General features: G+C 56.6%; 23 protein-coding genes and 1 other annotated feature. All 23 genes read right to left on the reverse strand.

Features of this window, described 5'->3' with window-relative positions; genetic code table 11:
• Nucleotides 1-136: 136 nt before the first annotated feature.
• The 23 genes from rplL to GYN08_RS22750 all read right to left on the reverse strand — a co-directional run bounded on the left by rplL (nucleotide 137) and on the right by GYN08_RS22750 (nucleotide 20,800).
• Nucleotides 137-499, reverse strand: coding sequence for a 50S ribosomal protein L7/L12 (gene rplL / locus GYN08_RS22640; protein ID WP_166279709.1), 363 nt, complete (start codon nucleotides 497-499; stop codon nucleotides 137-139).
• A gap of 96 nt (nucleotides 500-595) precedes the next feature.
• Entirely contained in the window at nucleotides 596-1,102 is a 507-nt protein-coding gene (rplJ, locus tag GYN08_RS22645) for a 50S ribosomal protein L10 (RefSeq protein ID WP_166279712.1), read from the reverse strand.
• Nucleotides 1,103-1,213: 111 nt separating this feature from the next.
• Nucleotides 1,214-1,345 (reverse strand) — a sequence feature (ribosomal protein L10 leader region).
• 74 nt (nucleotides 1,346-1,419) lie between these two features.
• On the reverse strand, nucleotides 1,420-2,112 hold the full coding sequence (gene rplA, locus GYN08_RS22650; protein ID WP_166279715.1) for a 50S ribosomal protein L1: 693 nt from the start codon (nucleotides 2,110-2,112) through the stop codon (nucleotides 1,420-1,422).
• A gap of 92 nt (nucleotides 2,113-2,204) precedes the next feature.
• Nucleotides 2,205-2,630, reverse strand: coding sequence for a 50S ribosomal protein L11 (gene rplK / locus GYN08_RS22655; RefSeq protein WP_037291610.1), 426 nt, complete (start codon nucleotides 2,628-2,630; stop codon nucleotides 2,205-2,207).
• 23 nt (nucleotides 2,631-2,653) lie between these two features.
• Nucleotides 2,654-3,187 (reverse strand): transcription termination/antitermination protein NusG, encoded by a 534-nt coding sequence (gene nusG, locus GYN08_RS22660; protein ID WP_166279718.1) that lies wholly within the window; start codon nucleotides 3,185-3,187, stop codon nucleotides 2,654-2,656.
• Between the two features lie 24 nt (nucleotides 3,188-3,211).
• Entirely contained in the window at nucleotides 3,212-3,403 is a 192-nt protein-coding gene (gene secE / locus GYN08_RS22665; protein WP_026293958.1) for a preprotein translocase subunit SecE, read from the reverse strand.
• 21 nt (nucleotides 3,404-3,424) lie between these two features.
• The gene (gene rpmG, locus GYN08_RS22670) at nucleotides 3,425-3,574 is read right to left on the reverse strand and encodes a 50S ribosomal protein L33 (RefSeq protein ID WP_087801972.1); all 150 of its coding nucleotides are present in this window, start codon (nucleotides 3,572-3,574) and stop codon (nucleotides 3,425-3,427) included.
• Between the two features lie 239 nt (nucleotides 3,575-3,813).
• Nucleotides 3,814-4,461 carry an RNA polymerase sporulation sigma factor SigH gene (sigH, locus tag GYN08_RS22675; protein WP_166279721.1) on the reverse strand — a complete coding sequence of 216 codons (648 nt, stop codon included), beginning with the start codon at nucleotides 4,459-4,461 and terminating at the stop codon, nucleotides 3,814-3,816.
• Nucleotides 4,462-4,645: 184 nt separating this feature from the next.
• Nucleotides 4,646-5,167: an NYN domain-containing protein gene (locus tag GYN08_RS22680; RefSeq protein WP_166279724.1), complete on the reverse strand. Its 522-nt coding sequence runs from the start codon at nucleotides 5,165-5,167 to the stop codon at nucleotides 4,646-4,648.
• A 9-nt stretch (nucleotides 5,168-5,176) separates the two neighbouring features.
• Nucleotides 5,177-5,923 carry a 23S rRNA (guanosine(2251)-2'-O)-methyltransferase RlmB gene (rlmB, locus tag GYN08_RS22685; RefSeq protein WP_166279727.1) on the reverse strand — a complete coding sequence of 249 codons (747 nt, stop codon included), beginning with the start codon at nucleotides 5,921-5,923 and terminating at the stop codon, nucleotides 5,177-5,179.
• 55 nt (nucleotides 5,924-5,978) lie between these two features.
• Complete coding sequence (locus GYN08_RS22690; RefSeq protein ID WP_166279730.1) at nucleotides 5,979-6,485, reverse strand: Mini-ribonuclease 3; 507 nt, start codon at nucleotides 6,483-6,485, stop codon at nucleotides 5,979-5,981.
• Nucleotide 6,486: 1 nt separating this feature from the next.
• Nucleotides 6,487-7,890 carry a cysteine--tRNA ligase gene (gene cysS, locus GYN08_RS22695; protein ID WP_166279732.1) on the reverse strand — a complete coding sequence of 468 codons (1,404 nt, stop codon included), beginning with the start codon at nucleotides 7,888-7,890 and terminating at the stop codon, nucleotides 6,487-6,489.
• Between the two features lie 30 nt (nucleotides 7,891-7,920).
• A complete protein-coding gene (cysE, locus tag GYN08_RS22700) occupies nucleotides 7,921-8,601 on the reverse strand; it encodes a serine O-acetyltransferase (protein ID WP_166279735.1) in 681 nt (226 codons plus the stop codon).
• 496 nt (nucleotides 8,602-9,097) lie between these two features.
• On the reverse strand, nucleotides 9,098-10,555 hold the full coding sequence (gene gltX, locus GYN08_RS22705; protein ID WP_166279738.1) for a glutamate--tRNA ligase: 1,458 nt from the start codon (nucleotides 10,553-10,555) through the stop codon (nucleotides 9,098-9,100).
• A 35-nt stretch (nucleotides 10,556-10,590) separates the two neighbouring features.
• Complete coding sequence (ispF, locus tag GYN08_RS22710; RefSeq protein ID WP_166279741.1) at nucleotides 10,591-11,079, reverse strand: 2-C-methyl-D-erythritol 2,4-cyclodiphosphate synthase; 489 nt, start codon at nucleotides 11,077-11,079, stop codon at nucleotides 10,591-10,593.
• Entirely contained in the window at nucleotides 11,076-11,777 is a 702-nt protein-coding gene (gene ispD / locus GYN08_RS22715) for a 2-C-methyl-D-erythritol 4-phosphate cytidylyltransferase (protein ID WP_166279744.1), read from the reverse strand. The genes ispF and ispD overlap by 4 nt, the downstream gene beginning before the upstream one ends.
• A 164-nt stretch (nucleotides 11,778-11,941) precedes the next feature.
• Nucleotides 11,942-13,015 carry a DNA integrity scanning diadenylate cyclase DisA gene (gene disA / locus GYN08_RS22720; RefSeq protein WP_166279747.1) on the reverse strand — a complete coding sequence of 358 codons (1,074 nt, stop codon included), beginning with the start codon at nucleotides 13,013-13,015 and terminating at the stop codon, nucleotides 11,942-11,944.
• A 48-nt stretch (nucleotides 13,016-13,063) separates the two neighbouring features.
• Nucleotides 13,064-14,443 (reverse strand): DNA repair protein RadA, encoded by a 1,380-nt coding sequence (radA, locus tag GYN08_RS22725; protein WP_166279750.1) that lies wholly within the window; start codon nucleotides 14,441-14,443, stop codon nucleotides 13,064-13,066.
• Nucleotides 14,444-14,713: 270 nt separating this feature from the next.
• Nucleotides 14,714-17,176 carry an ATP-dependent protease ATP-binding subunit ClpC gene (gene clpC, locus GYN08_RS22730; RefSeq protein ID WP_166279753.1) on the reverse strand — a complete coding sequence of 821 codons (2,463 nt, stop codon included), beginning with the start codon at nucleotides 17,174-17,176 and terminating at the stop codon, nucleotides 14,714-14,716.
• A gap of 66 nt (nucleotides 17,177-17,242) precedes the next feature.
• Nucleotides 17,243-18,307, reverse strand: coding sequence for a protein arginine kinase (locus GYN08_RS22735; RefSeq protein WP_166279756.1), 1,065 nt, complete (start codon nucleotides 18,305-18,307; stop codon nucleotides 17,243-17,245).
• A gap of 15 nt (nucleotides 18,308-18,322) precedes the next feature.
• Nucleotides 18,323-18,847: a UvrB/UvrC motif-containing protein gene (locus GYN08_RS22740; RefSeq protein WP_166279759.1), complete on the reverse strand. Its 525-nt coding sequence runs from the start codon at nucleotides 18,845-18,847 to the stop codon at nucleotides 18,323-18,325.
• Between the two features lie 51 nt (nucleotides 18,848-18,898).
• On the reverse strand, nucleotides 18,899-19,366 hold the full coding sequence (locus tag GYN08_RS22745; protein ID WP_166279762.1) for a CtsR family transcriptional regulator: 468 nt from the start codon (nucleotides 19,364-19,366) through the stop codon (nucleotides 18,899-18,901).
• A gap of 306 nt (nucleotides 19,367-19,672) precedes the next feature.
• Complete coding sequence (locus tag GYN08_RS22750; RefSeq protein WP_166279765.1) at nucleotides 19,673-20,800, reverse strand: right-handed parallel beta-helix repeat-containing protein; 1,128 nt, start codon at nucleotides 20,798-20,800, stop codon at nucleotides 19,673-19,675.
• Nucleotides 20,801-20,896 lie beyond the last annotated feature (96 nt).

Here is a 20,896-nt window from a genome sequence, read left to right on the forward strand (position 1 = left end):
TTTATCGTTGATCGAAGGCTTAATCGCCAACCTCGCAAAAAGCGTCCGTTTGGAAATTGGCGCAAATACGAGAACAGACCCCCGAAGCAGGATAACTTCGAGGGTCTGCCCTGTGTAGCGCTTATTTAAAAAGCGATTACTTTACTTCTACGGAAGCGCCAGCTTCTTCGAGCTTTGCTTTGATCGCTTCTGCGTCTTCTTTGGAAGTTTTTTCTTTGATTGCTTTTGGAGCGTTGTCTACAACTTCTTTCGCTTCTTTCAGGCCCAGGCCTGTGATTTCGCGAACGACTTTGATAACGTTGATCTTCGAAGCGCCAGCGCTTGTCAGGATAACGTCGAATTCAGTTTGCTCAGCTTCAGCTGCTGCTGCGCCGCCGCCTACCATTGCCATAGGAGCTGCTGCAGTTACGCCGAATTCTTCTTCGATTGCTTTAACCAGGTCGTTCAGTTCCAGTACAGTCATGCCTTTGATGGCTTCAAGGATTTGCTCGTTGCTCATGATTGAACCTCCATTTGGGTATGTGGGATCAGCCGGCTAAGGCTGTCGATTTTGTGAAACGGGATAAAACGTTTTGCGCAAGGCCGCTAAGCGGTCTTATGCAGTCTGCTGCTCGTCTTTTTCCGCAACGGCTTTGACTGCCAGCGCGAAGTTGCGCATAGGAGCCTGGAGCACGCTGAGGAGCATGGACAGCAAACCTTCGCGGGAAGGCAGGGAAGCCAGTGCTTTCAGTTCGTCCGCACTTACTACGCGTCCTTCTACCACGCCGCCTTTCAGTTCCAGAGCGTCATTCGCTTTCGCGAAGTCGTTCAGGATTTTGGCAGGCGCTACAGCGTCTTCCGTACCGAATGCGATAGCGGTCGGTCCTGTGAGAACCGCGTCGAGATCGGTCAGTTCGGAAGCTGCAGTCGCACGGCGAACCAGCGAGTTTTTCAGAACTTGGAACTCGATGCCCGCTTCGCGCAGTTGCTTACGCAGCTCGGTAACTTGAGCTACGTTCAGACCGCGATAGTCGACAACGACGGTCGTTACGCTGTCGCGCAGTTTACCGGCGATTACGTCTACCGCTTCTTGTTTAGCTTGAACTACTTTTGCGTTAGCCAAATCGTACACCTCCTGTTGAATTCGAGTGAAACAGAGGACCGCCGCGCCGGGCGGTTCCGCTCGTTCCCACTTGTTGCTGGCATGTCCGAACCGAAGTCCGGACATGCACCGTAGGCAATAAGAAAAGCCTCCGCAGAAGACGAAGGCTTGACGAATCAGCAAAGCTGAAATTCTATCACGACACCTCGGTAGGAAATTAAGCTCGAAAGCACCTACTGTCTACGGTAAGCATATTCAAATTTAGTCAACCGTTCAAAAGAACGGAATCGAACAACTATCACAGTATAAGTGAAAGGTCGACCGAAGTCAACACTTTATTATCTGTAAGAAGTTGTGTTTACGCGAATGCTCGGTCCCATCGTTGCGGACACCGCTACGCCTTTCAGGTAAACGCCCTTGGCAGCAGCCGGTTTAGCGCGGTTCAGCGCGTCCATCAGTGCTTTCAGGTTATCGTTCAACTGCTCCTCACTGAACGACGCTTTGCCGATCGGTGCATGGATTTGGCCCGCTTTGTCCAGACGGTATTCGATTTTACCGGCTTTGATTTCTTGAACAGCCTTGGTAACGTCGAATGTAACTGTGCCTGCTTTAGGGTTAGGCATGAGGCCTTTACCGCCGAGCAGACGACCCAGTTTACCGACTTCGCTCATCATGTCAGGCGTTGCTACGCAGACGTCGAACTCGAACCAACCTTGTTGGATCTTGTTGATCATGTCCTGATCGCCTACGAAGTCCGCTCCGGCAGCTTCCGCTTCCTTCGCTTTATCGCCTTTTGCAAATACCAGTACGCGCTGCGTTTTGCCTGTGCCGTGTGGCAGGACAACGACGCCGCGGACGGCTTGGTCTTGTTTACGCGGGTCTACGCCCAGACGTACTGCCGCTTCGACGGTTTCGTCGAATTTAGCCGTTGCGGTCTTTTTGACGAGACCTACGGCTTCGGCCGGTTCGTAAGCTGCTTCGATGTCGATCAGCTTGGCAGCTTCGAGATACTTCTTACCGTGTTTAGCCATTGTGTATTCCTCCTTTGTGGTGTTAGCGGGTAACCCTCCCACGTATGCCGCACTGCCTTGAGGCTCGGCTTTGGACGATACTCAAGAATCAATTAGTCTTGGATCGTGATGCCCATGCTGCGGGCTGTACCTTCGACCATGCGCATTGCGGACTCGACGTTCGCAGCGTTGAGGTCAGGCATTTTTTGCTCGGCGATTTGGCGAACGGTGTCGCGGTTAACCGTAGCAACTTTTTTCTTGTTCGGTTCGCCCGAGCCTTTCTCGATCTTCGCAGCGACGCGCAGAAGGACTGCTGCCGGCGGAGTTTTCGTGATGAAAGTGAACGAACGGTCTTCAAATACGGAGATCTCGACCGGAATGATCAGACCTGCCTGGTCGGCTGTGCGAGCATTGAATTCTTTACAGAATGCCATGATGTTCACACCCGCTTGACCCAGTGCCGGACCTACCGGAGGCGCAGGGTTCGCTTTGCCTGCAGGAATTTGAAGTTTCACCATTTTAATGACTTTCTTTGCCATTGAGAAACACCTCCTTGCGTTAATTAAATCTTCTCGACTTGCGTGTAATCCAGCTCAAGCGGTGTCTCGCGCCCGAACATGTTGACGTGAACCTTCAGCTTGCTTTTCTCGAGCAGAATTTCTTCCACTGTTCCGACAAAGTTCGCAAAAGGTCCCACTTTGATACGCACGGATTCCTTCAGATCGAATTCGATCTTCGGTTTCGGTTCGTCCATGCCCATATGCTTCAGAATTTGTTCTACCTCTTCCGGAAGCAGGGCTGTCGGCTTGGAACCGGAACCCGTCGAACCTACGAACCCGGTGACGCCCGGCGTGTTGCGGACAACATACCAAGAATCATCGGTTTGGATCATTTCCACCAAGACATAACCGGGATACACTTTACGCATGACGGTTTTTTTCTTGCCGTCTTTGTCGACCAGTTCTTCTTCCATCGGAACAAGAACCCGGAAAATCTTGTCTTCCATGCCCATAGATTCTACGCGTCTTTCCAAATTGGCTTTGACTTTGTTCTCATACCCGGAATAGGTATGAACGACGTACCATCTTTTTTCCATATCAAGCCACCTACAGGCCCTTCCTTAAATTATCGCTTCAATCGCATAGGAGAGTCCGATGTCGATTACCCAAAAGAATACAGCCATCACAACAATCGTTCCCAAAACAACAAGCGTGTAATTGGTCAGTTCTTTGCGATTGGGCCAGCGAACCTTTTTAAGTTCAGCCCAGCTTTCGGAGAAAAAGGAAAACATAGACTTGAAGCTCTTTTTCACGCCGACGACACCTCCAACTAACTATCTGGTTTCACGATGAGGAGTTTGCGAGTTGCAATACTTGCAATACTTCTTCATCTCCATGCGGTCAGGGTGATTACGTTTGTTCTTCATCGTTGTATAATTGCGCTGCTTGCACTGCGTGCATGCCAACGTGATAATAACCCGCATAGATGTACACCTCCCGAAGATATCCTTCAATCAAGAAGAACTCGTATTGAGCCTAAAATCATGATTTTAGGCCTACCTAAAACACTTTAGCATAGCCGGTATATGCTGTCAACGAAAAACGTTGATCGGACGCGGTTTTTTCGCATTATGCAGAAAAAGACTCCCTGAAGGGAGTCTTTCTCCTCGCCCTTGCCTCGCGGGCGGCTTGTTGTATATGTAACCGGCCTGACGCAGCCCATTCACACTTGATCCCGTACTTCCAAATACTTCTCCAACTTGCGCTTCACCCGCTGAAGCGCGTTATCGATCGATTTGACGTGCCTGCGGAGATCGACGGCGATTTCCTGGTAGGAACGCCCGTCCAGGTAAAGCATAAGCACCTGACGTTCGAGTTCGCTCAAAATTTCCGACATCTTGTCTTCCAGCCCGTTGAATTCTTCGCGGTTAATGATCAACTCTTCCGGATCGCAGACCTGGGATACGCAAATGATATCCAGCAGCGTTCGGTCCGAATCTTCTTCGTAAATCGGTTTGTCCAACGACACATACGAATTGAGAGGAATATGCTTCTGCCTCGTCGCCGTCTTGATCGCCGTAATGATCTGCCGCGTGATGCACAGTTCGGCGAACGCCTTGAACGAAGCCAGCTTGTCTCCGCGAAAATCGCGAATCGACTTGTACAGTCCGATCATGCCTTCCTGGATGATGTCTTCCCGGTCGGCTCCGATCAGGAAATACGAACGCGCCTTGGCGCGCACGAAATTCCGGTACTTGTTGATCAGATATTCCAGCGCCTCGCTGTCGCCGAGATGAACCGCTTCCACGACTTCTTCGTCGCTCTGGAAATCGTAAGGTGACACTATGACGTCTTTGAGATCTACACTCACCAGCAATCCCTCCGGCCGCGGCGCAAGTTTCGAGCCTGTCGTAAAAGTTAGCCTCAGTATATATTATGTCACCTTACACCGTCAACCGCAGAACGACCAAAAGAGGGGCCTGATGGCGGATAATTCCTTTTTGTACACCGAGTTGTAATAAAACGCTTACTTTTGTTCCGCGAAAAAGCGGCGCCTATTGGCGCCGCCAGCGTTCAAAAAGTTTAAGCTGTTCGGGCGTGAGCTTGCCGTCGAGCGTGTTCCGGCTTCCCAGCCGGGCCTGCTCGGCGATTCTTTTTCCGATCTCGCGCTCGCTCTGCTCGACATCGACCAACAACTCGAGCGCCGGTACCCGAAGCGCTCCCTGCGCGAAGGCGACGCTCTGCTCGACGAAGTCGTTCGTCGCCACATACACGAGCCGGCGCTTTCCGCCGAGCTGGCCGGCGAAGCGTTCGATCGCTTCGTCCGCGGTCTCTTTCTCTTTGGTGAAGTAGACCTCGACCTTGCCCTGCTTGAAGGACTTCCCCTTTCCGGGTACGCGGTAAGCGTCGAAGACGGCGATCACCCGCCGTCCCGTAAACGCCTGGTAATCGGCCAGCCGCTCGAGCAGGCGATCGCGGGCTTCGTCCATATCGATTTGCGACAGCGAAGCCAGGTCGGGCCAGGCTCCGATCATGTTGTAGCCGTCCACCAGAAGCACATCCCGCAAATCGGCCATCGTCCTACGCTACTTTCTGCCGCTGCGCTGGCGCAGCACTTCGTACATGACGACGCCCGCGGCGACGGAAGCGTTCAGCGAATTGATCCGGCCCTGCATCGGCAGCTTGATCAGCACGTCGCATTTCTCGCGCACGAGACGTCCCATGCCTTCGCCTTCGTTGCCGATCACAAGCGCGACCGGACCTTTGAAGACATCCGTTTCGTAAATTTCGCCCTCGGCCCGCACGTCGGTGCCCGCGATCCAGACGCCCGATTCCTTCAGCTTCTCCATCGTCTGCGCCAGGTTCGTCACGCGCGCGACCGGCACGTATTCCGCCGCGCCCGCGCTCGTCTTCGACACCGTCGCGTTGACCTGAGCCGAACGGCGCTTCGGAATGATGACGCCGTGCACGCCCGTACAGTCGGCCGTACGCAGGATGGAACCGAGATTATGCGGGTCTTCGATTTCGTCCAAAATCAGCAGGAACGGATCTTCGTCCTTCGCGGCCGCCGCCGCGAGCAGGTCTTCGACCTCCGCGTAGACGTAAGGAGCCGCCTGGGCGACCACGCCCTGGTGCTGGATGCCCGGCACGAGCGTGTCCAGCTTGCGCTTGTCGGCGGTCTGGACGACGACGCCGCGGTTTTTCGCTTCCGTCAGAATCGGCTGCATCTGCTTCTGCTGGGTTCCTTCGGCGATCCAAATTTTATTGATGCTTCTTCCGGCTCTCAGCGCCTCGGCGACCGAGTGCTTGCCGGCAATCAATTCTTCTTCCATGCTGATACTCCCCTTCTGCCGGCGGCGCTTCGCCGCCGCTCTCGTATGTGATCCATCAGGTCCGTCCGGGAACGTCCGCGTCCGGAGAAGCCAATCCCAACCGAATCAGCTCTTCCAGCCGCTCGGCCCGCCCGGCGTAATACAGATAGCCGGCCAGACATTCCAGCGCCGTGGCATGCCGATACTCGAGCACGTCGGCGTTTTTGGGCACGGAGCCCGACTTGGCGTTTCGTCCGCGGCGAACGATATCGGCTTCCTCTTCGCTCAGCGCGTCTTCGATCCGGAACAGCAGCCGCGCCTGGGCGCCGGCCGAGACAAGCTTGGTCGCCTCGCGGTGCAGATGATGCGGCCGCAGGTTGGCATGTCCGATCAGGTACTGCCGGATCGCCACTTCGAACACCGCGTCGCCGATATAGGCCAGCACGAGCGGCGGGAGCAGTCCCGGCGGCTTGGACGGCGGGTAGCCGAACAGCAGCCCGTCCGCTCCGTTTCTCCGTTCGGTCTCCGCCGCTTCGCGGAGGTCCCCGCCTGCCTCTCCGTCCCTTTTATCGTGTTCGGTCATCTTATTTTCTCCGCCATCTCATGCCCTGCGGCGTATCTTCCAGCAAAATGCCGCGCTCGGCGAGCAGGTCGCGGATTTCGTCGGAACGACTCCAATTTTTCGCTTTGCGCGCTTCGGCGCGTTCGGCGATCAGGGATTCCACTTCTTCGTCCAGCAGTTCCGCGCTCGGCTCGGCCGCAATGCGCAGCACGCCGTTCATTTTGCGGAAAGCTTCGAGCAGCGCTTCGAGATCGGCTTTGCGGGCCACTTCTTCGCGCAGCGCGCGGTTGGCCTCGTTCACCCATTCGAAAATCGCGGTCACGGCATCCGGCGTATTGAAGTCGTCGTCCATTTTCGCGTAAAAATCGTTCAAAATCGCATCCAGCTTCCCGCGAAGCGCGTCCGTCACGGCTTCCGTTCCCGCCGTTGCCGCTCCCAGGCGATGATGCACCGCTCCGACGGCATTCTCGATCCGCTCCACGCTGTTCAGCGACTGCTGCATATTGTCCGCGCTGAAGTTAAGCGGGTTGCGGTAGTGCGTCGACAGGACGAAATAGCGCAGCGCTTCTTTTTTATACTGCTTGCGCAGGTCCTGCACCGTGATGCCGTTGCCGAGCGACTTGGACATTTTCTCGTTGTCGATATTGACGTAGCCGTTATGCATCCAATAATTGGACAGCGCGTGGCCGCTCAAGCACTCCGATTGCGCGATCTCGCATTCGTGATGCGGGAACTGCAGATCCTGTCCGCCGCCGTGAATGTCGAGCGTGTCGCCGAGATAGCGGCGCGCCATCGCCGAGCATTCGATATGCCAACCCGGCCGCCCCGGTCCCCATGGACTTTCCCAGGAAATCTCGCCCGGCTTCGCCCCTTTCCAGAGCACGAAGTCTTCCTGATTTTCCTTGCGCGCGTCGACTTCGATCCGGATGCCGAACTGCAGCTGCTCCAGGTTCTGCCGCGACAGCTTGCCGTACTGCTCGAAGCTCGACGTACGGAAATACACGTCGCCGCCGCTCGGGTAGGCGTGCCCCGTTTTGACCAGCTCGTCGATGAACGCGATGATGTCGTCCATGTTCTCCGTCACGCGCGGGTTCAAGGTCGCCTTTTCCACGCCGAGTCCTTCCAGATCCTCGTAGTAAGCCGCGATAAACTTCTCCGCCACCTCCGGCACCGTCGTGTTCATCGCTTCCGCCTTGCGGATCAGCTTGTCGTCGACGTCGGTAAAGTTCACCACGTAGTTGACGTCATATCCCCGGTCTTCCAGGTACGCTCTGACCACGTCGAAAAAGATGACCGGACGCGCGTTCCCGATATGGATATAATCGTAAACGGTCGGGCCGCATACATACATATTGACCTTATCCGGATTTACCGGCACGAATTTCTCTTTTTCCCTCGTCATCGTATTGTAAATTTGCAGGGCCATTTCTCCACATTCCTCTCTCGTTCTCGTCGCTTACTTCTGACCGTCTCCGCTTCCCGCCGCGCGCGGCGGCTCGCCGTACGTTTCGCGGCGAACCGCTTCCAGCTCCCGCTGAAGCTCGCCGATTTGGCGCCGCAGCTCGCAGATCGCATCGTGCGAAGGGTCGGGCATCTGATGGCTGAGCCGGTCGACCTTACGGCCGTGCTGCCGGACGATCTGGCCGGGGATGCCCACCACCGTACTGTTCGGCGGCACTTCCTTGAGCACGACGGAATTCGATCCGATGCTGCTCTGATCCCCCACCGTAATGGAGCCCAGCACCTTGGCTCCGGAGCCGATGACCACGTTGTTGCCGATCGTCGGATGCCTCTTCCCTTTTTCTTTACCCGTGCCTCCCAGCGTGACGCCCTGATAGATGACGACGTCGTCGCCGATCTCGCACGTCTCGCCGATCACTACGCCCATTCCGTGGTCGATGAACAGGCGATCGCCGATCGTCGCGCCCGGATGAATCTCGATTCCGGTAAAAAAGCGTCCGATCTGCGATACTGTCCTCGCCATCGTGAAGCGCCGCCACTTATACAGCTTGTGCGCGATCCGGTGAGCCCAAATCGCGTGCAGCCCCGAATAGGTGAAGACGACTTCGAACATGCTTCTCGCGGCCGGATCGTTATCGAAAACGGCGCGTATATCGGACCTCATCGATTTGAACATCACGCTTCCTCGCTTCCATTGCCCCAAAATAAAAACGCCTCTGCAGCATCATGCTGCAGAGGCGTTCGACCGCGGTTCCACTCTGCTTGGATCATCCGGGCGCCCGGCCGATCCGTCTCGTTCAAGTCCGTAACGGGGACCGGCCGGCGGACTCTAGCCCGGCGCCGTCGGCGTCCGGGTTCGAACCCGCAGCTCCCAGGCGCATTTCCGTCTGCCGGCTCCGGACGGCTCCCAGCCCGCGCCTGCGGCCCTTAAGGGCTTCGGCGTCCGGCCGTCCTCTCTGGGGATTCGGCGTACGACGTACTTCTCCTGTTCTTCGCTATCAAAATATTCGATTAATGACGGTATGGGATAGATCTTGTTTAGCCATTATAAACGAATCGAAGCGGTCTGACAATCCGTCCTCGATCCGCAATTCGATTCATCCCGGCAAGCGCCGCGGCGACGTCCCGAGAAGCCCAGCGGCCGTTCTGTCCGGGAACCTTCGGCCTCCGGCTTAAACGCTTTGCGCCTTCAGGCGTTCGATCACGGTCTCTTTGCCGAGCAGATAGATCGTCTGATTGAGGTCGCGGCCGTGCATTTGACCGGTCAGCGCGACTCGGATCGGCATGAACAGCTGTTTGCCCTTGATCCCGTTCTCCTTCTGCACTTCCTTGATGAGAGCGGCCATTCGTTCCGGCGAGAACTCGTCCGAGGCTTCGACTTTTTCGAGGAACGCGCCCAGCGCCACCGGGGCTTTTTCGTCGGCCAGCACTTCGCGCTCTTCTTCGCCGAACTCCACGTCCTTGCGGAAAAACATCTCCGACAGATTCACGATATCCGACGCGGCGTTCATCTGCTCCTGATACAGCGCGACGAGGCGCTCCGCCCAATCCTGCCGCGCGGCATCCAGCGTCTCCGGCAGGAGGCCCGCTTTTTGCAGATGAGGAATGGCCAGGTCCGCGATTCGTTTCGGATCGGCGTTTTTGATGTAGTGATTGTTGATATGCGCCAGCTTGTGCGGATCGAACACGGCCGGGCTCTTCGACAATCGGTTCGCATTGAAGATCGAAATCAGTTCCTCGCGGCCGAAAATCTCTTCTTCGCCTTCCGGCGACCAGCCGAGCAGGGCGATGAAATTGAACAGCGCTTCCGGCAGATAGCCGAGTTCTTCGTACTGCGAGATGAATTGAATGATCGATTCGTTGCGCTTGCTGAGCTTCTTGTGGTCTTCGCCCACGATCAGCGTCATGTGCGCGAAACGCGGCGCTTCCCAGCCGAGCGCTTCGTAAATCATCAGCTGGCGCGGCGTGTTGGAGATATGATCTTCCCCGCGCAGCACATGCGAGATCTTCATCAGGTAGTCGTCGATGACGACGGCGAAGTTGTACGTCGGAATGCCGTCGCGCTTCACGATAACGAAGTCTCCCATATCCTCCGTAGTGAAGGAAATCTCGCCTTTGACCATGTCGTCGAACGTGTACGTTTTGTTCTCGGGCACGCGGAAACGCACGCTCGGCACCCGGCCTTCGGCTTCGAACGCCTGCCGCTGTTCAAGGGTCAGATCTCGATGTTTGCCCGAGTAACGCGGCGTCTGTCCGGCCGCCATCTGTTCTTCGCGCTCTTTTTCGAGTTCTTCCTCCGTGCAGTAGCACAGGTAAGCCAAGCCTTTATCCAGCAGCTCCTGCCAATATGTTTTGTAGATGTCGAGACGTTCCGTTTGGCGGTAAGGTCCGTAGTCTCCGCCGATATCGATGCTTTCGTCCCATTCGATCCCCAGCCATTTCATATATTTCAGTTGGCTTTCTTCGCCGCCCGCCACGTTCCGTTTCACGTCGGTGTCCTCGATGCGCACGATGAACTTGCCGCCCTGGTTGCGGGCATACAGATAGTTGAACAGCGCCGTTCTGGCATTGCCGATATGCAAATGGCCCGTAGGGCTCGGCGCATAGCGCACGCGTACTTCCTTGGTCATGATTGTCTTCCTCCCGTATCGTTTCTAAAACTCTTTCAAGATGATAGCATACCCTTCGTCAGGCAGACAACGGCCTGCGCCGCAATACCTTCGCCCCGCCCGGTAAAGCCGAGCCACTCGGTCGTCGTCGCTTTGACGTTCACCTGCGACTCGTCCGCTCCCAGCGCTCCGGCTATGACCGTTACCATCTGCGGGATATAAGGCGCCATTTTCGGCTTCTGCGCGATGATCGTCGCATCCACGTTGCCGAGCGCGTAACCTCGCTCCGCCGCCATTTTCCAGACATGCTCGAGCAGCTTCAGACTGTCCGCGTCCTTGAATGCCGGGTCCGTATCCGGGAAATGCCGGCCGATGTCGCCCAACGCCAGCGCGCCCAAAATGGCGTCGCTGATCGTATGCAGCAGCACGTCGGCATCGGAATGCCCGAGCAGCCCTTTTTCGTACGGAATCGTGACGCCGCCGATGATGCAGGGCCGTCCTTCCACCAGCTGATGCACGTCGAATCCTTGTCCTACTCTGATCATGACTCTGTCTCCTTTTGCTCCGCCCGAAGCAGAAATTCCCCGTACACCAAATCTTCCGGCGTCGTAATCTTGATATTCGTATAGTCGCCCCGGGCAATGCCGACCTGAACGCCCAGCCGTTCGGCCAGCATCGCATCGTCGGTACCGACGAACCCTTCCGCATCCGCCCGTTCATGCGCCTGCAGCAGCTGCTGCCTGCGGAAGCCCTGAGGCGTCTGTATGGCCCACAGCAGACTGCGGTCAGGCGTGTCGACAATGACCCCTTCGGCATCCACGGTCTTGATCGTGTCCTTGACCGGCACGGCAAGCACCGCCGCCCCGCGGCGAAGCATCTCTTCGTAGCAGGAGGCGATGTCTTCCGTCCGGATAAAAGGCCTTACGCCGTCGTGCACCATAACCCATGGCGACGAGGCGAGCTTCAATCCTTCGTACACGGAATGCTGGCGCTCCGCTCCGCCGGCCACGACCGTCTTCACGAGCGGACATCCCGCTTCGCCGATGTAGCGAGAGCAGCGTTCGACGTCGGACTCGCCGGTTACGACGATGATTTCGGCGGTTCTCTCGAACCTTCCGAACGTTTCGATCGCCCGCAGGAACAGCGGTCGCCCTCCGAGCTCGAGAAACTGCTTGCTTTCCTTGGTTCCCATGCGAGAACCGCGGCCGGCCGCGACCACGATCACGCTCAAATTCCGTTCCATTCGTCCAGTCCCGCCTTTATGACCATTTCGCTTTTTTCGCGTCTCTTTAGTATACCCTCGGCGGACGGCGAAAACTACAAGCTCGGGCGAAAACTTAAGAGTGCCCGAACGAAAAAGAAGCCTTCCCGAAGGGAAGGCTTCTTCGCGCACTTGCCGGGACTCGGTCATACCTGCCGATCGATAAACACCTGATCCTGCAGCCGCCGCAGCCCTTCCTTGATCGTCCGGGCACGGGCGCCGCCGATCCCGTCGACCTCGTCCAAGTGCTCCAGCTCGGCGCGCATCACGTGACCCAACTGGCCGAAATGCTCGGTCAAATTGTTCACGATGACGTTCGGCAGGCGCGGAATCTTGCTCAGCACCCGGTAACCGCGAGGGGTCAGCAGCTCTTCGGTCACGGACACCTGTGCCGGATAACCGAGCAGACGTACGATATGCGCCGTATCGAGCAGTTCTTCGTCCGTGGAGCGCCGGAGCGCGAACAGCACTTCTTTGACTTTGTCTTCGCCCGTATGCGCGGTATAGTCCTTGATCAGCAGCAGCACTTCGCGCTCGGTATTGCCGACCAGCTCTTCCATCTGCATGGCGATCAGCCGGCCTTCGTTGCCCAATTCGCTTACGTAGCGCTGGATCTCCGTCTTGATGCGCAGCACCATTTCGACCCGCCGGATAACGCCTACCACTTCGGCCAGCGTAACCAGTTCCTCGAATTCGGAGGCGGTCAGGTTGGTCAGCGCCTGCGTCAGGACGACTTTGTACTTCTCCAGCGTCTGGATCGCCTGATTGGCCTTGGTCAAGATGACCCCGACCTCTTTCAGCGCGTAGCGCAGATTACCGAGATACAGCGTAATGATATTGCGGCGCTGCGAGATGGATACGACCAATTTCCCGGTCTGCTTGGCTACGCGCTCGGCGGTCCGGTGGCGGATTCCCGTTTCCGAAGACGAAATCGCCGGGTCGGGAATCAGCTGGGTATTGGCGTACAGAATGCGCTTGAGATCCTCGCTGAGAATGATCGCGCCGTCCATCTTCGCCAGCTCGTACAAATAGTTCGGTGAAAAATCGCAGTTGATGGAAAAACCCCCGTCGACGACTTCCATCACTTCCGGGCTGTAGCCGACGACGATCAAGGCGCCGGTCTTGGCCCGCAGCACATTCTCAAGCCCGTCGCGGAAAGGCGCTCCCGGGGCGACGAGTTTGAGCAGCTCGTTCATTTTTACGGATTCCGATTCTTTCATTGCCTGCCTCCTACTGCATCGACCGCCTGAAAGGTTTCGATCGATGCCCTACTCTAGCGCCGCTTTGAGCGCCTGCGAAACGGTCTCGACCCCGATCAGCTCGATTCCTTTCGGATGCTTCCATCCCTTTAAACTTTTCTCTGGCAAAATGACCCGTTTGAACCCCAACTTCAATGCTTCCTTTACCCGCTGCTCGGCCCGTGCCACGGCGCGTACCTCTCCGGTCAGGCCGATCTCGCCGAACACGGCATCGTAAGGCCGGGTCGGCTTGTCCTGCACGCTCGAAGCGATACTGACGGCAATCGCCAGGTCGACGGCCGGCTCGTCCAATCTGACGCCGCCGGCCACGTTGACGTAGGCGTCCTGCGTCTGCATATACAGCCCCATCCGCTTTTCCAGCACGGCGATGATCAGGTTCAATCGGTTGTAATCGATGCCGGTGCCCATACGCCGCGGCGACGGGAAATGCGTGGTCGCGACCAGCGCCTGGATCTCGACCAGCACGGGCCTCGTTCCTTCCATGCTGGCGACGACGGTCGTCCCCGATACGCCCATCGCCCGCTCGGACAGGAACAGCTCCGACGGGTTGGTCACCTCGTCGAGTCCTTCTTCCCGCATTTCGAAAATGCCCATCTCGTTCGTCGATCCGAAACGATTTTTCACCGCGCGCAAAATCCGGTACGTATGATGGCGCTCTCCTTCGAAATAAAGCACGCAGTCCACCATATGTTCCAGCATGCGCGGACCGGCGATAGCGCCTTCTTTCGTCACATGTCCGACCAAGACGATGGCGATTCCGCCGTTTTTGGCCAGCCGCATAAAGCGCGCCGTGCATTCGCGGACCTGCGAAACGCTGCCCGGTGCGCTGGTAACATCCGGCTGGTACACCGTCTGGATCGAGTCGATGACGAGAAAATCGGGCGCGATCTGCTCGATCGACTGCTCGATCTGCTCCATATTGCTCTCGCAAAGCACGTACAGCTGCGCGGACAGCGCGCCCAGACGCTCGGCTCGCAGTTTGGTCTGCTTGACCGATTCCTCGCCGGAAATATACAACACTTTAAGTCCCGACGCCGCCAGCGAGTGCGAAGTCTGCAGCAGCAGCGTCGACTTCCCGATTCCGGGATCGCCGCCGACGAGAATAAGCGAACCGGGCACGACTCCCCCGCCGAGCACGCGGTTCAATTCTCCGATCTTCGTATCCACCCGCGGCTCCTGCCCGCCTTCGATGTCGACGATGGACTGCGGCTTCGTCGTCCCTTGAAACAGGGAAGAATTCATGCCGCTCATGCCCTGCGTTTTCACGCCGCTGCTGACCGTCTCCTCCACCATCGAGTTCCAGGATTGGCAGCCGGGACATTTTCCGTACCATTTAGGCGACTCGTAGCCGCAATCGGTGCAATAAAACTTGGTTTTCGTTTTGGCCATGGATCTCCTCTCTTACCGGTCCCCCGGCAGTCCGAACCCGTCCGTTCGCCTCCGGCATACGGAAAGCTCTTCCTTAAAAGTTTATCATTTATTGTTTATAAAAGGTAGGGCCCATACAGCCTTTCAGCCGCCTGTCAAGCAAAAAAAGCCGGACCGCGAACCCGAAGTTCCGCGGTCTGGCTATGAACGGCCTGCAGACCGGATGAGCGCGAAGCTTCGCCCGGCCCGGGCTTTAAAATCTCCGGCGCATTTCCGAACAAGCTGCGCCTATTAAGATTCGGACTTCTCAACCGATACGGTCGGTTGTTCTTCCGCTTTTTCGACCGTAAGGGCGCCTTCCTTCTCGTCGATCAGCAGGAAGTCTCCTTTGGCTACGCGGCCCGTCAGCAGTTCTTCGGACAAGCGGTCCTCGATATGCTTCTGGATCGCCCGGCGCAGCGGACGCGCGCCGTAAGCGGGATCGTAGCCTTCTTTTGCCAGGAAAGCTTTGGCTTCGTCCGTGAGCTTGAAGTTCACGCCGTATTCGTTCAGACGTTTACGCAGCTCTTCGGACATCAACGTCACGATCTCGGCGATATGCTTCTCTTCCAACGAGTGGAAGACGATGACTTCGTCGATCCGGTTCAAGAACTCCGGACGGAAGCTCTTCTTCAGCTCGTCCATGACTTTGCCTTTCATGTTGCTGTATTCCGCTCCGCTGTCCGCGGCCGCCGTGAATCCGAGCGTCGAATTGCGGCGGATCGCATCCGCGCCGACGTTCGACGTCAGGATGATCAGCGTGTTGCGGAAGTCGACGACGCGTCCTTTGGAATCGGTCAGGCGTCCGTCTTCCAGCACCTGCAGCAGAATGTTGAACACTTCAGGGTGAGCTTTTTCGATCTCGTCCAGCAGAACGACGGAGTAAGGCTTGCGGCGGACCTTCTCGGTCAGCTGGCCGCCTTCTTCGTAACCGACATAGCCCGGAGGCGCGCCGACGAGACGGGAAGTGGAGTGCTTCTCCATATACTCGGACATGTCGATCCGGATGACGGCATTTTCGTCTCCGAACATCGCTTCGGCCAGCGCGCGCGCCAGCTCCGTTTTACCGACGCCCGTAGGTCCGAGGAAGATGAAGGAGCCCATCGGGCGCTTCGGATCTTTCAGACCGGCGCGCGCCCGGCGGATCGCCCGGCTGACGGCAACGACGGCCTCGTCCTGACCGATTACGCGGTCATGCAGCAGCTGCTCCATGTTCAGCAGACGCTCCGTTTCCTCTTCTTTCAGCTTGCTGACCGGAATCCCCGTCCAGCTGCCGACAACGTCCGCGATATCTTCCGGCGTGACTTCCGAGTCGGTGCGGCCCTGTTTTTCTTTCCACTGGTTGCGGGTCATTTCCAGTTCTTCGCGGATCTTCTGCTCGGTATCGCGGAGAGCCGCCGCTTTCTCGAATTCCTGGCTTTGAACGGCCGAATCTTTTTCTTTGCGGATATCGTCCAGACGATTCTCCAACTGCTTCAGATTCGGCGGTACCGTGTAAGAGTTCAGCCTTACTTTGGAACCCGCTTCGTCGATCAGGTCGATCGCTTTGTCCGGCAGGAAGCGGTCCGTGATATAGCGGTCCGACAGCTTTACGGCCTGCTCGATCGCTTCGTCCGTAATTTTCACCCGGTGATGCGCTTCGTAGCGGTCGCGCAGTCCCATCAGGATCTGAATCGCTTCGTCGACCGAAGGCTGATCCACCGTGATCGGCTGGAAGCGGCGCTCCAGGGCCGCATCCTTCTCGATATATTTGCGATATTCGTCCAGCGTCGTCGCCCCGATGCACTGCAGCTCGCCGCGTGCCAGAGCCGGCTTAAGGATGTTCGACGCGTCGATCGCGCCTTCCGCGCCGCCCGCTCCGATCAGCGTATGCAGCTCATCGATGAACAGAATCACGTTGCCCGCCTGACGAATCTCGTCCATGATTTTTTTGAGACGGTCTTCGAATTCGCCGCGGTATTTGGTACCTGCCACGACGGAACCCATATCGAGCGTCATGACACGCTTTTCGCGCAGCGTTTCCGGAATTTCGTTGTTGATGATTTTCTGTGCGAGACCTTCGGCGATCGCCGTCTTACCGACACCGGGTTCGCCGATCAATACCGGATTGTTCTTCGTCCGGCGGCTGAGCACCTGGATGACACGGTCGATTTCTTTGCTGCGGCCGATAACCGGGTCGATGTTGCCGTCTTTCGCATAGGCCGTCAAGTCGCGCGCCAGGCTGTCCAGCGTAGGCGTGCTGACGTTGGCCGGCGTGCCGTGATGGCTCGATACGGCTTCGCTGCTGCCGAGCAGCTGCAGCACCTGCTGGCGCGCTTTGTTCAAGCTGATGCCGAGGTTGTTCAGCACCCGTGCCGCCACGCCTTCGCCTTCGCGGATCAGCCCGAGCAGGATATGTTCCGTGCCCACATAGGTGTGACCGAGCTTACGCGCTTCGTCCATCGACAGCTCGATGACCTTTTTCGCACGCGGCGTATATGCGATATTCGTCGGCTGCTCCTGCCCGCGTCCGATCAAAGTTTCGACTTCGTTTTGAATTTGTTCCAGTCCCAGACCGAGCCCGATCAGCGCTTTGGCCGCTATTCCTTCGCCTTCGCGAATCAGGCCAAGCAAAATATGTTCGGTGCCAATGTTGTTATGTCCGAGTCTCACCGCTTCTTCCTGGGCGAGAGCCAGAACTTTTTGCGCGCGTTCCGTAAATCTGCCAAACATCATATGCAAAGCACCTCCACAAAGTAGTCAGCTCCGGGCCGGATACAGATCCGGCCGCCGAACCGGGTGTTATTCTTTACTTTTAACCAGTTTGTCCCGGATGAGCTGCGCCCGGTACATATCCTTCTCCGATGTGTTCATTGTAGCACCGAACGTTTTCTGAAGGAAATTCGGCTGGGTCAAAATGGTCAATTCGTTCAGCAGCGTCATCGGCAGCCCGTCGATCCAGCCCAGGTCGACGCCGAGACGTACGTCCGACAGCCGCTGGGCGGCTTCTTTGCCGTCCATGATCGCCGCATGGGTTAATATCCCGTAGGATCGCATGACCCGGTCGTATAAGCGAATCTTGGATTCGCTGACGAGCCGGCTTCGCGCCTGACGTTCATATTCGATAATCTGCCCGACAATTCCTTCCAGATTGTCCACGATCTCTTTTTCGCTCTGGCCGAGGGTAATCTGATTGGAAATTTGGAACAGATTGCCCTGCGCTTCGCTGCCTTCCCCGTAAATGCCGCGCACCGTAAGCCCCACCTGGGACACGGCATTGAGGACGCGGCCGATCTGGTGCGTCATGACGAGGGCCGGAAGATGGATCATGACCGAAGCCCGCAGTCCGGTTCCCACGTTGGTCGGACAGCTTGTGAGATAGCCGCGCCGATCGTCAAACGCGTAATCGATGTAGGCTTCCAGCACATCGTCTACCGACGTTGCCCGCTCCCATGCCTCTTTAACCTGAAAACCGGGATAAAGACACTGGATGCGGAGATGGTCTTCCTCATTTACCATGATGCTGAGCGATTCGTCGGCACTCAAGACCACTGCCGCTTCTTGAGACTCGTTGGCCAGCGCCGGGCTGACCAAATGCTTTTCGACCAGCACCTGCCGATCGACTTCGCTAAGCTCGTCGAGCCGGACCGGTTGGAGCGGTCCGAGCGCTTCCGAGGCTTGTTCGGCCGCGCCGATGACCGTCTGCCGCACCTGTTCCGCCTGCTCCTCGCTCGCGACAAGCGGAAAAGGAAGCGACCGCAGGTTGCGGGCAATCCGTACCCGGCTGCTGATGACGATATCGGAATCCCGGCCTTCTCCCCGCATCCAGGTGCTGAGCGCATTTTCCGTAAACGCAAAATCCGACATGGATCGGTTCCTCCTTTAGCGCTGGGACCGCTGCAGTTCAAGTTCGCGAATGCGGTCCCTGAGCTGCGCGGCCGTTTCGAATTCCTGCTTCTCGATCCGTTCCTGCAGTTCCTGCTTGAGCTTGTCGATTTCCCTTTGAATCTGAAGATCGGCGCCGCCCCGCTTCGGTACTTTGCCGACATGCACGGTTCCTCCGTGCACCCGTTTGAGCAGCGGATCGATTTTGCCGTCAAAGTATTTGTAGCAGGAGCTGCAGCCGAAACGTCCTATTTTCCGAAACTGCGCATAAGTCATGCCGCATTCCTCGCAGTGCAGCTGCTGAGACTGCGCCGCTCCTCCCGACTGCGTTTTGCCCGACATATCGAAATCCAAAAAGCCCGAGAGCAAGTTATGAATCGAGAAGCCTCCCGAGGTTCCCGGAATCATCTCGCCTTTCTCCCTTGCGCAGTGTTCGCAAATATGAAATTCGTTTTTTTCGCCGTTAATGATTTTTGTGAAATGCAGGGTTGCGGGCCGCTGCTGACATTCCTGACAAAGCATTCGCCCCACCTCCTTCGCCTAATAAACGTTCGTCTTCGCATCCGTAGCGCTTTACTCCTGCTGCCCCATCAACGCGATCAGCATCGCCTTCATGATGCGAGCGCGCATTTCATCCCGATACGGCAGCTTGAGCAGCAGCGTGTTGCGCAGGATGGCCGAACGCATCAAAGCGGCTTCGCGTCCCGTAATGAGATTCGCGCCTTCCAGCCTGTAGATCAACCCTTCCGCCGCCGACTGGCTCATTTCGCTCCCGATCGTTTCGTGCACGTGGGCATGCAGCTCGGAGTGAGCGGGCAGTTCAATGCGCTGAATGCGAATATAGCCGCCGCCCCCGCGCTTGCTTTCGACCAGGTAACCTTTTTCCAAAGTAAATCGGGTGCTGATCACATAATTGATCTGCGAAGGCACGCAGGAAAACCGATCGGCCAGATCATTGCGCTGAATCTCGATCATGCCTCCCTGACTTTCCTGCAAAACCGTTTTTAAATAATGTTCGATGATATCGGATATATTACGCATCGATTCACCCTCCACGATCTGCCTGAGCCGCCGCCCGGCCTTATGTTCCGGATGTGGAGCCTACTCTTAAAATAACCCTTCCGCAAAAAGGAAGAAACGTCTGGTTGTTTCGAGGCACCGTCCGTTTGCGGCGTGTCGCAGGGCAAAGATAGAACTGCAAGTTCGTTGACTTTGACTTTCTTTGACTTTGTATCTATTATATCATATTTTTTCTGATTGCCAAGCGTTCGGGAAAACCCGCATGCAAAAAGAAGGCCGCGGTATCCCGCAGCCTTTTTTTTCCTTGCAACCTCTCTTGGGCGCTGCTTAGAATCCGCTGTTTCCCTCTTTATGAATGTTGCCCTTTTTGAAGGTCGCTGCGCCTTCTCCCGAATTCGACACCTGGTTGGACGTAAAATAAATATTGCCGATATCCCCGTCCCCCCAGACTCCGATTCCTGCATTGACCGAATTCGAAATGACATTGTTAGAGAAGCGCACTTCGTCGATTTTGCCCGTATCCGCAAAAACCAGAATATTGGGGTGATCGTCCGTCGGGCGCGTTCCTGATTTGACTACCGTATTGCGGCTCACCTTGATGTCGTTGACGCTGCGGGTATCCCATCTGGATTCGACCGCGACGTAAATCCCGGCCATTTCCGTGTTGCTGATCTTATTTTTCTCGATTGTGACGTCGCTGCCTCCGACCACGGAAATCCCTCTCGCTTTCGAACCGTAACCGACGGAATTGCCGCGAATGGTGATGCCGCTTGTCGTTCCCGGGTCCTTGTTGTAACTGACGACTGCGATCGCATCGTCTCCGGTCTGCTTCACTATGTTGTTTTCAACCGTAATCTGGCGGCTCCCCTCCGTGATATGGATACCGTCCGCTTTGGTGCTCTTGACGAGGTTGCCCGAGATGACTCCGTTGGCCCCGTCGCGCACCAAAATACCGGCTGTTCCGGCACCTATAATGCGTATGTTTGTAATGGAGAAGTCCGAAGCTCCCAGCACGGTAACGCTGTTTTTGGAATCGGAACCGTCGCGCTTCCCCGTTTTCCGATAAACGTGGGTCAAGTCTTGGAGTCCCGCGCTTTTCCCTTTGAGATCGATCGAGCCGCTCTCCGGATTGGTCGAGGTCAAGACGGAACGATCGGCCCCGGCTCCTTTCACTTTCACTCCGTTTATGCTCAGACGTTCGCTCAGCAGAAAGTTTCCGGCTGGTATGTATACGCTTTTCCCCTGCTTTTTAGCGGCACTCAGCGCCTTCTCGAATGCTTTAAGTGAATCTTTTTTGCCATTCCCTACCGCGCCGTAGGCCGTGACCGAGATTGAACCTGCAGGAGCGGCGGCGTGCAGCGGCGGCGAAATCGGGAAAATCAATAAAACGCTCAATATCCCTAAAACCAGTGAAGCCAGACGGCCCCGTCTCCCCTTAATTGCTTGGGTTTTCATATGATTCCTCCACTTCCGATTTTCTGTTTTTTCTTGTTATATAAAACCAAATGCTTGCTGCGCAAATCAGCAAATCGATTATTTTTGCATAAATAC

The sequence above is a fragment of the Saccharibacillus alkalitolerans genome (assembly GCF_011090185.1).
In the GTDB taxonomy this organism is placed as follows: Bacteria; Bacillota; Bacilli; order Paenibacillales; family Paenibacillaceae; genus Saccharibacillus; species Saccharibacillus alkalitolerans.

What these genes read in the sequence shown, in the direction of transcription:
- rplL (WP_166279709.1), bottom strand. Translation starts at nt 499, where the DNA reads ATGAGCAACGAGCAAATCCTTGAAGCCATCAAAGGCATGACTGTACTG.
- rplA (WP_166279715.1), bottom strand. Translation starts at nt 2,112, where the DNA reads ATGGCTAAACACGGTAAGAAGTATCTCGAAGCTGCCAAGCTGATCGAC.
- rplK (WP_037291610.1), bottom strand. Translation starts at nt 2,630, where the DNA reads ATGGCAAAGAAAGTCATTAAAATGGTGAAACTTCAAATTCCTGCAGGC.
- nusG (WP_166279718.1), bottom strand. Translation starts at nt 3,187, where the DNA reads ATGGAAAAAAGATGGTACGTCGTTCATACCTATTCCGGGTATGAGAAC.
- rpmG (WP_087801972.1), bottom strand. Translation starts at nt 3,574, where the DNA reads ATGCGGGTTATTATCACGTTGGCATGCACGCAGTGCAAGCAGCGCAAT.
- GYN08_RS22680 (WP_166279724.1), bottom strand. Translation starts at nt 5,167, where the DNA reads ATGGCCGATTTGCGGGATGTGCTTCTGGTGGACGGCTACAACATGATC.
- rlmB (WP_166279727.1), bottom strand. Translation starts at nt 5,923, where the DNA reads ATGGAAGAAGAATTGATTGCCGGCAAGCACTCGGTCGCCGAGGCGCTG.
- GYN08_RS22690 (WP_166279730.1), bottom strand. Translation starts at nt 6,485, where the DNA reads ATGACCGAACACGATAAAAGGGACGGAGAGGCAGGCGGGGACCTCCGC.
- cysS (WP_166279732.1), bottom strand. Translation starts at nt 7,890, where the DNA reads ATGGCCCTGCAAATTTACAATACGATGACGAGGGAAAAAGAGAAATTC.
- cysE (WP_166279735.1), bottom strand. Translation starts at nt 8,601, where the DNA reads ATGTTCAAATCGATGAGGTCCGATATACGCGCCGTTTTCGATAACGAT.
- gltX (WP_166279738.1), bottom strand. Translation starts at nt 10,555, where the DNA reads ATGACCAAGGAAGTACGCGTGCGCTATGCGCCGAGCCCTACGGGCCAT.
- ispF (WP_166279741.1), bottom strand. Translation starts at nt 11,079, where the DNA reads ATGATCAGAGTAGGACAAGGATTCGACGTGCATCAGCTGGTGGAAGGA.
- ispD (WP_166279744.1), bottom strand. Translation starts at nt 11,777, where the DNA reads ATGGAACGGAATTTGAGCGTGATCGTGGTCGCGGCCGGCCGCGGTTCT.
- disA (WP_166279747.1), bottom strand. Translation starts at nt 13,015, where the DNA reads ATGAAAGAATCGGAATCCGTAAAAATGAACGAGCTGCTCAAACTCGTC.
- radA (WP_166279750.1), bottom strand. Translation starts at nt 14,443, where the DNA reads ATGGCCAAAACGAAAACCAAGTTTTATTGCACCGATTGCGGCTACGAG.
- clpC (WP_166279753.1), bottom strand. Translation starts at nt 17,176, where the DNA reads ATGATGTTTGGCAGATTTACGGAACGCGCGCAAAAAGTTCTGGCTCTC.
- GYN08_RS22735 (WP_166279756.1), bottom strand. Translation starts at nt 18,307, where the DNA reads ATGTCGGATTTTGCGTTTACGGAAAATGCGCTCAGCACCTGGATGCGG.
- GYN08_RS22740 (WP_166279759.1), bottom strand. Translation starts at nt 18,847, where the DNA reads ATGCTTTGTCAGGAATGTCAGCAGCGGCCCGCAACCCTGCATTTCACA.
- GYN08_RS22745 (WP_166279762.1), bottom strand. Translation starts at nt 19,366, where the DNA reads ATGCGTAATATATCCGATATCATCGAACATTATTTAAAAACGGTTTTG.
- GYN08_RS22750 (WP_166279765.1), bottom strand. Translation starts at nt 20,800, where the DNA reads ATGAAAACCCAAGCAATTAAGGGGAGACGGGGCCGTCTGGCTTCACTG.